16 protein-coding genes are annotated in these 14,774 nt (G+C 33.3%); 1 reads left to right on the top strand and 15 read right to left on the bottom strand.

Annotated elements, in window-relative coordinates; genetic code table 11:
• Nucleotides 1–56: 56 nt before the first annotated feature.
• From rpoD to ccpN, 4 genes are all read right to left on the bottom strand, one after another.
• Nucleotides 57–1,163: an RNA polymerase sigma factor RpoD gene (gene rpoD, locus QMO72_RS06755; protein WP_069823945.1), complete on the bottom strand. Its 1,107-nt coding sequence runs from the start codon at nucleotides 1,161–1,163 to the stop codon at nucleotides 57–59.
• 135 nt (nucleotides 1,164–1,298) lie between these two features.
• A complete protein-coding gene (gene dnaG / locus QMO72_RS06750) occupies nucleotides 1,299–3,083 on the bottom strand; it encodes a DNA primase (RefSeq protein WP_069823944.1) in 1,785 nt (594 codons plus the stop codon).
• 46 nt (nucleotides 3,084–3,129) lie between these two features.
• Nucleotides 3,130–3,951: a pyruvate, water dikinase regulatory protein gene (locus tag QMO72_RS06745; protein ID WP_069823943.1), complete on the bottom strand. Its 822-nt coding sequence runs from the start codon at nucleotides 3,949–3,951 to the stop codon at nucleotides 3,130–3,132.
• Nucleotides 3,952–3,963: 12 nt separating this feature from the next.
• On the bottom strand, nucleotides 3,964–4,587 hold the full coding sequence (ccpN, locus tag QMO72_RS06740) for a transcriptional regulator CcpN (protein WP_073504318.1): 624 nt from the start codon (nucleotides 4,585–4,587) through the stop codon (nucleotides 3,964–3,966).
• A 347-nt stretch (nucleotides 4,588–4,934) separates the two neighbouring features.
• Between ccpN and QMO72_RS06735 the strand changes: the two genes are divergently transcribed.
• On the top strand, nucleotides 4,935–6,326 hold the full coding sequence (locus QMO72_RS06735) for a glycine--tRNA ligase (RefSeq protein WP_103267965.1): 1,392 nt from the start codon (nucleotides 4,935–4,937) through the stop codon (nucleotides 6,324–6,326).
• A 199-nt stretch (nucleotides 6,327–6,525) separates the two neighbouring features.
• On the opposite strand, the gene recO is transcribed toward QMO72_RS06735, so the two are convergent.
• The 11 genes from recO to QMO72_RS06680 all read right to left on the bottom strand — a co-directional run bounded on the left by recO (nucleotide 6,526) and on the right by QMO72_RS06680 (nucleotide 14,772).
• Entirely contained in the window at nucleotides 6,526–7,284 is a 759-nt protein-coding gene (gene recO / locus QMO72_RS06730) for a DNA repair protein RecO (RefSeq protein WP_103267966.1), read from the bottom strand.
• Between the two features lie 21 nt (nucleotides 7,285–7,305).
• The gene (era, locus tag QMO72_RS06725; protein WP_069823939.1) at nucleotides 7,306–8,205 is read right to left on the bottom strand and encodes a GTPase Era; all 900 of its coding nucleotides are present in this window, start codon (nucleotides 8,203–8,205) and stop codon (nucleotides 7,306–7,308) included.
• Complete coding sequence (cdd, locus tag QMO72_RS06720) at nucleotides 8,205–8,666, bottom strand: cytidine deaminase (RefSeq protein ID WP_411848594.1); 462 nt, start codon at nucleotides 8,664–8,666, stop codon at nucleotides 8,205–8,207. Before cdd ends, era begins: the two co-directional genes overlap by 1 nt.
• Nucleotides 8,667–8,688: 22 nt before the next feature.
• Complete coding sequence (locus tag QMO72_RS06715; protein ID WP_103267968.1) at nucleotides 8,689–9,024, bottom strand: diacylglycerol kinase family protein; 336 nt, start codon at nucleotides 9,022–9,024, stop codon at nucleotides 8,689–8,691.
• 7 nt (nucleotides 9,025–9,031) lie between these two features.
• Nucleotides 9,032–9,493 (bottom strand): rRNA maturation RNase YbeY, encoded by a 462-nt coding sequence (ybeY, locus tag QMO72_RS06710; RefSeq protein ID WP_103267969.1) that lies wholly within the window; start codon nucleotides 9,491–9,493, stop codon nucleotides 9,032–9,034.
• The gene (locus tag QMO72_RS06705; RefSeq protein ID WP_046836570.1) at nucleotides 9,494–10,441 is read right to left on the bottom strand and encodes a PhoH family protein; all 948 of its coding nucleotides are present in this window, start codon (nucleotides 10,439–10,441) and stop codon (nucleotides 9,494–9,496) included.
• 382 nt (nucleotides 10,442–10,823) lie between these two features.
• Nucleotides 10,824–11,492, bottom strand: a complete 669-nt coding sequence (locus QMO72_RS06700; protein ID WP_069823935.1) for a hypothetical protein — start codon at nucleotides 11,490–11,492, stop codon at nucleotides 10,824–10,826.
• A gap of 14 nt (nucleotides 11,493–11,506) precedes the next feature.
• Complete coding sequence (gene floA / locus QMO72_RS06695) at nucleotides 11,507–12,490, bottom strand: flotillin-like protein FloA (protein ID WP_069823934.1); 984 nt, start codon at nucleotides 12,488–12,490, stop codon at nucleotides 11,507–11,509.
• Nucleotides 12,491–12,502: 12 nt separating this feature from the next.
• Nucleotides 12,503–13,213, bottom strand: coding sequence for an NfeD family protein (locus QMO72_RS06690; RefSeq protein WP_103267330.1), 711 nt, complete (start codon nucleotides 13,211–13,213; stop codon nucleotides 12,503–12,505).
• A gap of 387 nt (nucleotides 13,214–13,600) precedes the next feature.
• Complete coding sequence (gene rpsU, locus QMO72_RS06685) at nucleotides 13,601–13,777, bottom strand: 30S ribosomal protein S21 (protein WP_046836574.1); 177 nt, start codon at nucleotides 13,775–13,777, stop codon at nucleotides 13,601–13,603.
• A 242-nt stretch (nucleotides 13,778–14,019) separates the two neighbouring features.
• Nucleotides 14,020–14,772 (bottom strand): 16S rRNA (uracil(1498)-N(3))-methyltransferase, encoded by a 753-nt coding sequence (locus tag QMO72_RS06680; protein ID WP_103267855.1) that lies wholly within the window; start codon nucleotides 14,770–14,772, stop codon nucleotides 14,020–14,022.
• Between the last annotated feature and the right edge of the window lie 2 nt (nucleotides 14,773–14,774).

The following is a 14,774-nucleotide window of genomic DNA, read 5'->3' as shown; positions in this document are numbered from 1 at the left end:
CTCTATGTAAAAGTAAAAAGCTCTTTTGTACATCAATGTACAAAAGAGCTGGAAAATTAGTCCATAAAGTCTTTTAGACGTTTACTTCTGCTTGGGTGTCTTAATTTTCTAAGTGCTTTAGCTTCTATTTGACGAATTCGTTCTCTTGTAACACCAAAGACTTTACCAACTTCTTCTAATGTACGAGTTCTTCCATCATCTAAGCCAAAACGTAAGCGCAAGACATTTTCTTCACGATCAGTTAGCGTATCTAAAACATCTTCTAATTGTTCTTTTAATAACTCATAAGCTGCATGATCTGAAGGGCTTTGAGCCTCTTGGTCTTCTATGAAATCACCTAAATGACTGTCATCTTCCTCACCGATTGGCGTTTCTAATGAAACAGGTTCTTGTGCTATTTTTAGTATTTCTCTAACTTTTTCAGGTGGTAAATCCATTTCTTCACCAATTTCTTCTGGTGCTGGATCACGACCTAAATCTTGTAATAACTGTCTTTGCACACGAATCAATTTATTGATTGTTTCTACCATATGAACTGGAATACGAATGGTACGTGCTTGGTCAGCAATTGCACGTGTGATTGCTTGACGAATCCACCACGTTGCATAAGTTGAAAATTTAAACCCTTTACTGAAGTCAAATTTTTCAACCGCTTTAATTAAGCCCATATTTCCTTCTTGTATTAAGTCAAGGAATAACATACCGCGGCCTACATATCTTTTGGCAATACTAACTACCAAACGTAAGTTAGCTTCAGCTAAGCGAGACTTGGCAATTTCATCACCTTTTTCAATTTTCTTAGCTAATTCAATCTCTTCTGCCGCACTTAATAAATTCACACGTCCAATTTCTTTTAAATACATACGGACTGGATCATTTATTTTAACACCTGGAGGTGCACTTAAGTCATTAGGGTTTAATTTATCATCGGTATCAGAACTATCTTTTTCATTCACTAAACTAATATCATTATCAGTGAGTTGGTCAAAGAATTCGTCCATTTGATCAGAATCCATTTCAAAGTTTTGCATTTTCTCTGCAATTTTTTCATGGCTTAGGTGACCTTCTTTTTTACCTTTTTCAATCAATTGTTTTTTTACATCTTCCAAAGTTAGAGATGGGTCTATGGTTTGTTTTTTAACTTTAACTTTATTTCCAGACATGAAATGGCCTCCCGAATATAATATCAACTGAATACTAAAATATTTTTAAGACACAATAAGTGAAATCTACTCAAAATAACACCCTAGTACACATGTTGTTAATTCCATTAATATACAGATATATTCATTATCGAATTAATTCATTCTATTTTTATTATGATTTACAATTTTTTCTAAATAATATTTTTGCAATTCTAAATCACCTAACCTTGAAGCCTCCCGGAGCTTATGATTAAGCGATTCTATCGTTTCTTCATTTCTATTAGCTGTTAATGTATTTATATAGTCATCGATTTCATATTCAAATGGTTCTTCATTTATCATATAGTTGTCTAATGATATAAATGCTTCCTTGATTTCATTGGAATCGATGTATTGCAATACATCACTAATATTGAACGTATCATTTTCAGAGTAAAACTCGTGTAAAATATTAAATATACGCTTAAAAAACTGATTTGTAAAGTCTTCTAACTGAAGAGATTTGTGATAATTTAAGAAAATGTCTTTATCGTTCATAAAATGTTTAAGTAAAGCACGCTCTGCCTTTTCTTGTTTACTTAGATTATTAAATTGCGGAAGTGATGGCATTTGATAATTTTGAGGTTCATAATAATCTTGTTGGTGTCCTACTTCATTATTTAGACTATCCAAGCTAACTTTAAACAATTCAGATACGTCTTGCAATATCTTTTTACGTAGAATAGATGATTTCATTAAAGAAATGTCATTTGTAATCTCTTTTAAATATCTTTCATATGCTAGATCATTATTCTCAATTTCATCCTGATGAATATGAACTTTATATAAAATAAAAGATTTTTTTTCGTGTTCGACATAGTAATTAAAAGCATCAGATCCATGTTTACCAATATATTCATCTGGATCCATATCTTTGGGAAGTTGCACTACAAAAACATTAAACCCTTGCTGTAATAAAGCTTGTCCTGTTTTAATTGTGGCTTCACTACCTGCAAAATCTCCATCAAACATAAGTGTGACATTTGAAGTTAATTTTTTTATAAACGCTATATGCTCTTGTGATATTTGCGTTCCCATACTGGCTACAACTTGCTTTAAACCTGCTTGATCAGCTTTAATGACATCCATAAAACCTTCTAGTAATATAATTTCATCTACTTTACGTATTGTCTTACGCGCTTGGTCTACATTATAAAGAAGTCTACGCTTTTGGAAAATAGGTGTTTCTGGACTATTTAAATATTTAGGTTCTTGATTTGTATATGTTCTACCAGAATAACCTACCGTTCTTCCTTGAGCATTATTTAAAGGAAACATGATTCGATCTCTAAAACGATCATAGTAACTAAAGTTCTCCTCATTTCTAGATAACAAACCCGCTTCGTATGCTAATTGGATATCATAGCCTTTTTTCTGCAAGAAGTCATGGCAAAAGTGCGAAGTATTAGGCGCGTAACCAATTTTTCGTGCATCAATAAGCGCATCTGTAAACCCACGTTCTTTTAAATAATTTAACGCTGCTTCACCTTCGACTGTTTTCTTTAATGCATAGTGATAATATTCTTGCATGAGTTCATGCATTTCAATCATTTGCAAATCTTCAGAGGCAACTTGGTGCGTGGCTTCGTTATTAGCTGTGTGGGTGTCTGTCTCTACTTTAATATTTACCCGCTCACCTAGTTCTTTGACAGCTTCTGTAAAAGGAATATCTTTAATTTCTTGTGTAAACTGAAAGACATTCCCTCCTTTTTTACAGCCAAAGCAATGACATATTTGTTTATCTTCTGAAACAGTAAAAGAAGGTGTTTTTTCATCATGAAAAGGGCATAAACCAATATAATTACGCCCTCTTTTTTCTAATTTCACATACTCACTTACGAGATCAAGTATGTCAGTCTTGTCTTTTATTTCGTTTATTGTTGATTGTTCGATTCGCAAATTAATCACCTATAAAATATTAGTCATAATATTATAATCGTTTTCTTTATTTTTTAATACTATTTTGCTCAATAATACTGATAATATCATTAGCAGTTTCTTCTATTGCTTTGTCTGATACATCAATAATCGGACAACCAATTTTATCAACTAATTCATGAAAATAATTGAGTTCTTCTTCAATCCTCTGTTCTGTAGCATACCTCGCGCTATCACCAAGCCCTAATTGCTTTAAGCGCTCCTTACGAATTTTATTTAACTTTTCTTCACTTATTTTTAAGGCAATACATTTTGAAGCATCTGTATTAAATAATTCATCCGGTGGTGTAACCTCAGGGACAATAGGAATATTCATCACCTTATAACTTTTATGTGCAAGATACTGAGATAGAGGTGTTTTTGAAGTTCGAGAAATACCTAACAATACGATATCCGCTTTTGATAAACCTTTAGGGTCTTTACCATCATCATACTTTACTGCAAATTCAATGGCATCAATTTTTTTGAAATAAGCTTCATCTAATTGATGAACTAACCCTGGCTCAAAATAGGGTTGATCATCTATTTTATCTAGTAAGATATTCATCAGTGGACCCATGATATCTACAGATTTCACTTCAAATTCTTTTAATTTTGCTTCCATATACTTTCTTATTTCGGGCTTAACCAACGTATATACAACAATGGCATCTGTATCTTTCGCCACCTGTATCACTTCATCAACATTTTCCAAAGCTTCAATATAAGGATACCTACTTATTTCACTATCACATTGGTTTGGATTGAACTGTGATATACATGCTCTAGCTACTAATTCAGCTGTTTCTCCTACCGAGTCAGATGCGACTATAATTTTAATATTTTCCATATATATAACCACCTATTCGTTAAATAATGATACAAAAATTTTACTAATTGTCGTTTTAGAGACGCGACCTTTTACTTCATATTTACCATTCTCTTTTTTCGTCACTATAGGCAAGGAATCTATTTCCTTTTCTATCATAAGATTTGCAGCATGTATAACTCTCTCGTCTTCGAGAACAAAGTGTAAGTTAGGCATGCGTGTCATAATTATATTTACAGGCATAGTGTGTATATCTTCGCCAATCATAGATGCCCTTAACAAATCTTTACGGGAACAAACGCCTATAAAATCTCCATCATTATTAATGACGAATAATGTGCTTACATCTTCTAAAAATATAGTACATATCGCATCATAAATAGTCATTTCACTTTTTACTACAACTGGATGTGACGCGTAATCTTTTACAATATATTGTTTTAACTGATCAGCAATCAATTTATTTTTCGGCTTACCTGAATAATAGTAACCTACACGTGGTCTTGCTTCAAGAATTCCCGACATAGTAAGAATCGCTAAATCAGGTCTCAATGTTGCACGTGTCAAACTCAGTCGTTCTGCGATGTGCTCACCTGTAATAGGTCCATTGTTTTTGACAATCTCAACTATTTGTTGTTGCCTTTTACTCAGTTCTATACGACTTCACCCCTTTACTCATTCTTCTCAATTATACATTGAATTTTTAATTGCTACAAATACATATATTTACTTGCTTATAAACCATCAATACATTAAAATTATATTTGAAGCGAGTTAAGGATGGTGCAAGCTTAACAAGTAACAATGGCCACAATTAAATGATTATCAAAAGCGAGTGTACACACTAATTTGGGTGGAACCGCGGGTTAATAAGAAATTTTTAAATAAGCACATAATACATATGTGATTAAAAAAGATTAACTCGTCCCAAGACTTTGATAGAGCTTTCAGGCTCATTTCTTTGTCTTGGGGCGTTTTTATGTAAAAAAGGAGTGTATTTTTTAATGGCAAAAGATATGGAAACAATTGTCCAATTAGCGAAACATAGAGGTTTTGTATTCCCTGGTAGTGAAATTTATGGCGGTTTATCAAACACATGGGATTACGGTCCTCTCGGTGTAGAACTAAAAAATAATGTAAAAAAAGCATGGTGGCAAAAATTCATCACGCAATCTCCATATAACGTTGGTATAGATGCGGCTATTTTAATGAATCCGAAAACTTGGGAAGCTTCTGGTCACTTAGGTAACTTTAATGATCCAATGATCGATAACAAAGACAGTAAAATTCGTTACCGTGCTGATAAAATCATCGAAGATCACATGTTAAATGTTAAAGGTGATGAAAACTTTGTAGCTGATGGTCTTAGCTTCGATGAAATGAAACGCATCATTGATGAAGAAGGCATCGTTTGTCCTGTAAGTGGCACTGCAAATTGGACAGATATTCGTCAATTCAATTTAATGTTCAAAACATTCCAAGGTGTGACTGAAGATTCAACAAACGAAATCTTCCTACGCCCTGAAACTGCTCAAGGTATTTTTGTAAACTATAAAAATGTTCAACGTACGATGCGTAAAAAATTACCATTTGGTATTGGACAAATTGGTAAATCTTTCCGTAATGAAATTACACCTGGTAATTTCATCTTTAGAACACGTGAATTCGAACAAATGGAGTTAGAATTCTTCTGTAAACCTGGTGAAGACATTGAATGGCAAAATTATTGGAAGAACTTTGCTAGCCAATGGTTAAAAGACTTACATTTAAGCGAAGCGTATACACGTTTACGTGACCATGACGATGATGAGTTATCTCATTACTCTAACGCTACAACAGATATCGAATATCGCTTCCCATTTGGTTGGGGAGAATTATGGGGGATTGCAAGTCGTACAGACTTTGACCTGAAAAAACATAGCGAGCACTCTGGTGAAGATTTCCAATATCATGATCAAGAGACTGGCGAAAAATATATCCCTTATTGTATAGAGCCATCTTTAGGTGCTGACCGTGTAACATTAGCATTTTTATGTGATGCATATGACGAAGAAGGCGTTGAAGGAAGCAAAGAAGCTAGAACGGTTTTACGTTTCCATCCTGCATTAGCACCATATAAAGCGGCTGTATTACCATTAAGTAAAAAATTATCTGGCGAAGCGATTAAAGTATTTGAACAATTAAGCGCTAACTTCTCTATTGATTTTGATGAATCTCAATCAATTGGTAAACGTTACCGTCGTCAAGATGAAGTTGGTACACCATACTGTATTACATTTGACTTTGATTCATTAGAAGATCAACAAGTTACTGTACGTGATCGTGATTCAATGGAACAAGTGCGTATGCCAATTTCAGAATTAGAAGCATTTTTAACTGAAAAAGTTAAATTCTAATTTAACTTGATATCATATTAAAAGCTGATAGAGTGTCCATATGGTCATCTATCAGCTTTTTTTAATCATGAACTTGATGAATGAATAAAAAAATAGAATTTTAAAAGTGCAGCCCGTTTTATACGGACTGCACTTTTATTTTTGAACAAAACATTATATTTCATTACGCTATTCATATTTCAAATCATTAAACACTCACTCAAGAAAGATGATCTAATCTATGTAGCTGGTTGATTAACTTCTGACTTTTAAAATACATTCCAGCATATTCACTGTATAACATAATCATTAATTCAGACATCTCATCAATGATATGATCATGAATACGTAGCGCACTCATTTGATGAATTGGTAATTTTTGCAATATATCTAGAAGATACAGGGTTTTATTCGATAAAATAAGGGCGTGAGGATCTTCATACCTTGCACTTTCAGATATGGCACCATCAAACTTAAAGCTATAACCAATTAAATCAGATTGATTTGTATTACCTGTCACAATACATTTATCAAAAATAGCGTTAAATCCAAATTTTGTCATACATTTTAATAAGGCGAGCACTGACATAAGTTGGGCAGACACGCCCTCTTTAATTTTTTCTAAAATGAAATGCAATAAATCATAACTATATTGCGATACTTCCTCATGTTCAATAGATCGATCTATTACTTCTGTGCATAAACTAGCGAAGCTGCTTTCATATATATCTAGGCGGAGATGATAGTTTTGTTCTATTACATCAACAGAACTCAATGTCCCCATCCCTTTCCACTTAGAATAAATAAACAAGCCATACACAAATAATTGTGTATTAGCTTGTAAGCCACTCTTGCTTTTTTTAGCTCTTCGGACCATTAATGGAACTTTTGCACCAAATTCATTTAGAATCGTAACAATTTTATCGGATTCGCCATAATCAACCGTTTTTATAATAATACCTTTTTGTTTGATTAACACGTTAGCTCACCGACTCTCGAATTAGTCTTGATCTTCTAAATAACCCATTTGACGAATGAAATTTACCTTATTACGCCAATCTTTTTGTACTTTCACCCATAGCTCTAAGTAAACCTTAGACCCTAATAATCTCTCAATATCCTGTCTAGCGCGTTTACCGACTTCTTTAAGTTTTTTACCGCCTTTACCAATTACGATACCTTTTTGAGAATCTCTTTCTACATAAATCGTAGCTTCAATTCTCACTCTATCTTCATCTTCTTTAATCATACGATCCACATTGACGCCGATAGCATGAGGAATTTCTTCACTTGTTAAGTGTAAGATTTTTTCTCGGATGAGTTCCCCAACGACAAACTGCTCAGGATGATCTGAAATTTGATCGTCAGGGTAATACTTAGGTCCTTCAGGTAAATATGATTTTAATACACCAATAAAGTGATCTACGTTTAAACCTTCAAGTGCAGAAATTGGCACTATTTCTGTGAAGTCCATATACTTTTTATATTTTTCGATTCTTGGCATAAGTTCATCTGGATGAACTAAATCAATTTTATTTAATACTAAAAACACCGGTGTTTTAATCGATTTCAACATATCCATGATAAATTCATCGCCACGACCAATATCTTCATTAACATTGACCATAAACATGATGGCGTCTATTTCAGATAGTGTATTTTTAGCAACATTCATCATATAATCGCCAAGTTTGTGTTTAGGTTTATGAATACCTGGTGTATCTAAAAATATGATTTGAGCATCTTCTTGGGTCATAACGCCCTGTATTTTATTTCTTGTCGTTTGTGCTTTATCAGACATGATGGCTATTTTATGACCGATTACACGGTTCACAAAAGTAGATTTCCCAACATTGGGTCTGCCTATTATTGATATAAATCCTGATTTATGTGCTGTCATTAATTTAAATCCTTTCCAGAGAATCCTAGTGGTAATAAATCCCCCACTGTCGATTCTATTAAATCTCCATTTTGATTTGTCATATATACGGGCATGTCATCATCACAGAGCTCTTTCATAAATTGACGACATGCACCACATGGTGAAGATGGTTTATCCGCATCAACAGTAACAGTGATTGACTCAAAATCACCTGGCTTATAGCCTTCTGATATTGCAGATACTAAACTAGATCTTTCTGCACAAATAGCCATTGGATATGCTGCATTTTCGACATTGGCACCGTGAAATGCCTTTCCATCTTTCGTCCGCAAATAAGCACCCACTTTGAAATTACTGTAAGGTGCGTAAGCATTAGCTTGTGCAGTTCTAACTTCTGTTAAATAATGTGGTTGATATGCCACAGTTAATCTCTCCCATTCAGTGTTAATATTTAATAATTTATTACTTTTGGAAAACAACTTTATGAAAAATTACTATTATTTAAAATACATATGGCAGAAATACTAAAAGGCCTATAGCAAATGCAACAGCCGATGCAATCATTACACTAAAAGCTGCAACATCTTTAGCATTTTTTGCCAAAATATGATAATCATCTGTCACTAAATCAACCACATATTCCAATGCTGTATTGATCGCTTCGAAGGCAAGGACCATACCAATGGCTAAGATTATGAAAAGCCAATCTACACGCGATATACCAAAGCACACGCCACAGATGACTACAATGAGTGCACTTATTAAATGCAGCAAAAATTTATTGTCTTTTTTTAATAGCACATGCATACCTTGTAATGCATAATTAAATCGTTTCATATGTCCTCTAATCTCTCGTTAATCCATATGCGTTTAAAATTTGATCTTGGCGACCAAACATTTCTTTTTCATCTTGCTCATTCATATGATCGTAGCCTAATAAATGTAAGAATCCATGTAGCGCAAGGAAACCGAGTTCTCTTTCAAAAGAATGTCCATAAGATTCTGCTTGTTCATTCGCAACGTCAGTACAAATAATAATATCGCCCAATACTCTTGGCATGTCAAGCCCAGTAATTTCAGGCTCATCTTCTTCTAAAGCAAAAGAAATAACATCCGTTACTTTATCTTTATCACGATACATTTTATTTATTTCCTGAATTTCTACTTTATCCACAAAGGTAACTGAAAGTTCTGCTTCACCATCAATATGTTCCTGTGTTTTTGCAAATGTCAGAAGGTTATCTATTTGTTCAAACCATTCTTGTTTTACTAAATCTGTATGATCACTAAAATCTATAGTAAACATTTACTCCTCTCCCTCGTAACGATCAATAATTTTACTTACTAATGGATGACGTACAACATCGCTTTGATCTAAATGATGAATACTTAGCCCTTTAACATCTTTAAGTTTCTTTATAGCTTCCTTGAGGCCACTTTTTACGCCTTTAGGTAAATCTATTTGCGTATGGTCACCTGTCACTACCATTTTTGAACCAAAACCTAGTCGAGTTAAAAACATTTTCATTTGAGCGTGTGTCGTATTTTGTGCTTCATCTAATATCACAAACGCATCATCTAACGTTCTTCCTCTCATATAAGCTAAAGGTGCAATCTCGATTATGCCTCTATCTATAAATCTGGCTGTTTGTTCTCTACCTAAAACAGTGTTCAAACCATCATATAAAGGACGTAAATAAGGATCTACCTTTTCTTTTAAATCCCCAGGTAAGAAACCTAATGACTCACCAGCTTCTACTGCGGGTCTTGTCAGCACAATACGCTTTACATTTCCCTTACGTAATTGTTTAGCAGCATAGACAACCGCTAAGAATGTTTTTCCTGTTCCTGCTGGTCCCACGCCAAATACCAAATCATTGTGATGCATGGCATTTACGTATAAACGCTGTCCCATTGTCTTAGCGCGAATGGTCTTACCAAATGCATCTTTAGTAATTTCATCATCATATAAATCTAATAAGTATTGAATCGTCCCATTTTTCGCCATTTTAATAGCCGCTTCAACATCTTTTATAGAAATTGAAACACCTTGTTGAATTACTTTCAGAAGATTAATGAGTACTGATTCTGCTTTTTCTACATCCTCGATTACTTCACCTTTTACAGCAATTTCTTGACCTCGAGCATGTACAATGACATCAAACCCTTCCTCAATTGCTTTAAGGTGTTCGTCGTTATTACCAATGAGCGCTTGAGCTTCATTGATGTCATTTATTTGAATAATACCAGGCATATATGTGCTCCTTTACAAATATATTCGATTCATCTTATTTTATCTTATTAGATTTTAAGTTACAAAAATTATTATTCACTAGCATAGCATTTTCTAGCAATACGATAATGTATTTACTTGAAAAAAGCTATTGTATTTACATACCTATTATATCACGAATTGTCTATTTATTATTTCAAAGAGTTTTTAAATCGAGATATATTCATTAAATTTAACAACTATTTTACATATATGTATATAAATTCAATTAGGCTTTACTTTTTCGACTCATATTTAGATGTTGTTCAGTGTAATCAAATAACATTATATTTAAATTAAAAACACCTTACAAAGTCTATAGTTACTGACTTTGTAAGGTGTTGTTTTAAAGACTTATCCTATATTACAGTCTTTTAGGTCTATCTAATATTTCTGACCAAATAATACCATTCACAACCTCATCTTTATCAAATCTCAAACGTTCATTTGTACCTGAACTTTGTATAGCGTGCGCATTCATTAACTGTTTTAAACGATAACGTTTAGTTCTTTCAGATAAATTTTTATCTGCAATAATTGCACGCGCTTTTCTTTCAGTTCTTTGTAATTTTTTTTCGTTTTCACGATCTATTTCAGTACGTACATTTTGTAGTTTGCCTACTAGATCAGCTTCAAGTTGTCTCTGCAATTCCGAATTTTGTTGTTGCTTCGACATTTTCTCTTTTTCAGCTTCAGTTTGGTTGTCTGTTCTAGTTGTTCTTTGAGATGTTCTTTGCGATGTTCGTGGCTCTGGCGTTTCCATTTTTTCTACACGTGTCTCAGCTGGTTTAGTTGGTTGTGCTGGACGTTCTTCTTTCATTGTAGGTCCTTCATTCATTTGCTTTTCTATTTCTTTGAATGTTTTTCCTATTTCTTCAAGAAAACCGCGTTTTTCAGGTCGTTCGCCACGATTATTAGGTTGTTTGTTTACTGGTGGTTTTTGGTTTTGTCTTTCTTTGTGGCTTTTGTCATTAATAGCACCAATAATTGTTACTATTACAGATATTACAAAGATAATAATACCTATATTCATTTAATCACCCCTAATTATTTATCCGGTGATTCATCATCTTCTTGATTTGTTCGTTCGTTAATTGAATTTCTCATACCTGTATCTGCTTCGATATTTTTTAAATTGTAGTAATCTTTAACGCCAAGATTACCTGAACGTAGTGCTTCAGCCATCGCGAGTGGCACTTCTGCTTCTGCTTCAACAACTTTAGAACGCATTTCTTGAACTTTCGCTTTCATTTCTTGTTCTTGTGCAACAGCCATTGCTCTACGCTCTTCCGCTTTAGCTTGGGCGATATTTTTATCTGCAAGTGCCTGTTCAGTTTGTAAATCTGCACCAATATTTTTACTGATGTCTACATCAGCAATATCGATAGATAAAATTTCAAATGCGGTACCAGAATCTAGACCTTTACTTAAAACAGTTTTAGAAATGTTATCTGGGTTTTCTAATACTTGCGTATGGTGTTCACTAGAACCTATTGTAGATACAATACCTTCACCTACACGGGCAATAATTGTTTCTTCACCAGCACCACCGACTAAACGAGCGATGTTAGCACGTACAGTAATACGCGCCTTAGCTTTTACTTCGATACCATTCATAGCTACACCAGCAATAAATGGTGTTTCTATAACTTTTGGATTAACTGACATCTGCACAGCTTCTAATACATCACGACCAGCTAAATCAATAGCTGCGCCACGTTCAAACGGTAAATTGATATCTGCTCTTTGTGCTGCGATGTTCGCATCAACAACTCGATCAACGTTACCCCCAGCTAAGTAATGTGACTCTAATTGGTTTGTAGTTAAATTCAAACCAGCTTTGTGTGCTTTGATTAATGGTGAGATTACTCTACGTGGAGAAACTCTACGCAGTCTCATACCAACCAATGTTCCAATACCTACTTTTACTCCAGCAGCAATTGCTGAAATCCATAAGCCCACTGGAACAAATGAAAATAGTAATAAAAGTGCTATTACTACTATAACGACAATAATAATTAATCCGATCATACTTTCTCTCCTTTATGATTCATTTTCTCTTACAACAACTCTAGTACCTTCAACTTCTAATATAGTCACTTCTTTATTCCGTAAAATAAATGACCCATCAGAAACTGCGTCAATACGTTCATCATTGTATGTAATGATTCCTGCTGGTCTTAAATCTGTAGACGTTGTAGCAGTTTGCCCAACTAAATGAGAGCGATCTTCATGTGAAGTGTAGCCTGCCTCTGCATTTGTAGAATCTTTTAAAACAACTTTATCTAAAAATGGAATATTTCGCTTAAATATTCTCACAAGTACCACCCATTCTATGATTGATAATATTAATGCTACGACAACATTGGCAATCATAAAAACTAAATTGTCACCTAATGTAATAATACTGAAAACGATAAGGCCCATACCTATAATACCAATAATTGCACCTACGACAAAAAGTTCAATTATTATAAATATGACACCAACTCCAAATAAAACTACCGAATAAAAATTAACATCTCCTTTTACAAAAAAGCCCAAGAAGAAAATTAATAAGGCTAATGTAGCAATAATTCCCACAATATTGATTTTATTTGAATATAATTGATATAGAAAACCCATAAAAATAATACAAGTTAAAATTAAAGCGCTAAACGGATTGACAATTAGGCTTGCTGCGTTATCTATCCAGCTATTATTTTCAATAAAGTTGGACGAAAAGATATTATGTATACTACTCGAAGAAATCACTCTATCACCTCGCTCTCGATTTAATTATACATGAAATCAATGTGTGTTTATAGCGTTTGCATTATAAAATACCATTAAATTATAAATAGATTAACTTTGAAGTAATATAGTAATTATAGAATAGAATCTTTATTTGATAGATGGTCCATACATTGGGTTCAAATTTTAATAAGCTATCCTTGCTAATTGTTAGATTTCCTACAATTTACAAATAAAATTTTAAGACAATTATTCATTTTATATTTTTAACTCCGCTTAAATTCGCTTCGTTATCAAGGACTATTTCAAAAAATCTAAATAAAAAATAATAGCCTTCGTTGTTAAACAACGAAGGCTATTATGATTTATAATTAATGTTGGTGTTGAGGGAGTCAACGAAACAATTAATTATTTGAATTTACGTTTACGCGCAGCTTCAGATTTCTTTTTACGTTTAACGCTAGGTTTTTCGTAAAATTCACGTTTACGTACTTCTTGAATTGTACCGCTTTTAGAAACTGTACGTTTGAAACGACGTAACGCATCTTCAAGTGATTCGTTATTTTTGACTACTGTTTTAGACATGTGTATTTCCCTCCCTCCAAATATCAACGAAACTTTAGTATCATTACATGGTAATGAACCATGTATAATTTAGTATAATATATCTGATTAATGTGGTCAATTAGTAAATTTATTTTTTTAAATTTAAATCCAAACTGTGTACGCGCTTGTATTTGTAATATCATACACTAACGCGAAAAATCACACTTTTTCATGTAATTATTTAACATTTTTAGTTAAAATAGCAATACCTATATTACAAATTACCCCAACAATTCTTTTTGAAAACTTATAGCGCTAAGGACATATAATGGTGCTGTCTCAGCCCTTAAAATTCTAGGACCAAGCCCAATTTGAGAACCTGCTTCGTTAAACAAGCTTACTTCTTCTTCAGAAAGTCCACCTTCTGGACCAAAAATAACTAATATACGAGCGCCAGGTTTAAATTTTTGAACAAGTGCTTTAAAATTACTAATTTCTCCATTTTTCGCTGCATCTTCATAAGCAATAAGGACATAATCATATGTTTCAATATGATTATACATTATTTTTAAACTAGGTTGATAGGTTATGTTAGGGATAGTTAACCTATAACTTTGTTCAGCAGCTTCTTTAATAATTTTTTGCCAACGCTCTAATTTTTTGGCAACTTTGTCGTTATTTAACTTCACTACCGAACGTTCCATGCCGACAGCGATGAATTCACTCGCTCCTAGTTCTGTCGCTTTTTGTAGCATCCATTCATATTTATCAGCTTTAATTAAGCCACTACATATAGTAATACTTTGTGGTAATTCTGTATCTATGTTGAGATGTTCAACTAACGCCACTTCAATGCTATCTACGTTTATATTGGTAATCTTGCATTTGTAAACAGATTGATTAGCAAATGTGAGTATAATTTCATTATCTATTTGATGTCTCATGACATGAGTTATATGGTGGATATCACCTTTGTCTGTAATAAAAAAACGCTGATGTACATCAGCGTTTTGGTCAATAAAGTATCTTTGCATAA

It is taken from the genome of Staphylococcus casei, from assembly GCF_030294405.1.
Lineage (GTDB): Bacteria > Bacillota > Bacilli > Staphylococcales > Staphylococcaceae > Staphylococcus > Staphylococcus succinus.
This window is presented reverse-complemented; position numbering and strand designations above follow the sequence as displayed.

What these genes read in the sequence shown, in the direction of transcription:
- rpsU (WP_046836574.1), bottom strand. Translation starts at nt 13,777, where the DNA reads ATGTCTAAAACAGTAGTCAAAAATAACGAATCACTTGAAGATGCGTTA.
- floA (WP_069823934.1), bottom strand. Translation starts at nt 12,490, where the DNA reads ATGATCGGATTAATTATTATTGTCGTTATAGTAGTAATAGCACTTTTA.
- rpoD (WP_069823945.1), bottom strand. Translation starts at nt 1,163, where the DNA reads ATGTCTGGAAATAAAGTTAAAGTTAAAAAACAAACCATAGACCCATCT.
- QMO72_RS06680 (WP_103267855.1), bottom strand. Translation starts at nt 14,772, where the DNA reads ATGCAAAGATACTTTATTGACCAAAACGCTGATGTACATCAGCGTTTT.
- QMO72_RS06700 (WP_069823935.1), bottom strand. Translation starts at nt 11,492, where the DNA reads ATGAATATAGGTATTATTATCTTTGTAATATCTGTAATAGTAACAATT.
- QMO72_RS06745 (WP_069823943.1), bottom strand. Translation starts at nt 3,951, where the DNA reads ATGGAAAATATTAAAATTATAGTCGCATCTGACTCGGTAGGAGAAACA.
- QMO72_RS06735 (WP_103267965.1), top strand. Translation starts at nt 4,935, where the DNA reads ATGGCAAAAGATATGGAAACAATTGTCCAATTAGCGAAACATAGAGGT.
- ybeY (WP_103267969.1), bottom strand. Translation starts at nt 9,493, where the DNA reads ATGTTTACTATAGATTTTAGTGATCATACAGATTTAGTAAAACAAGAA.
- era (WP_069823939.1), bottom strand. Translation starts at nt 8,205, where the DNA reads ATGACAGCACATAAATCAGGATTTATATCAATAATAGGCAGACCCAAT.
- QMO72_RS06715 (WP_103267968.1), bottom strand. Translation starts at nt 9,024, where the DNA reads ATGAAACGATTTAATTATGCATTACAAGGTATGCATGTGCTATTAAAA.
- QMO72_RS06705 (WP_046836570.1), bottom strand. Translation starts at nt 10,441, where the DNA reads ATGCCTGGTATTATTCAAATAAATGACATCAATGAAGCTCAAGCGCTC.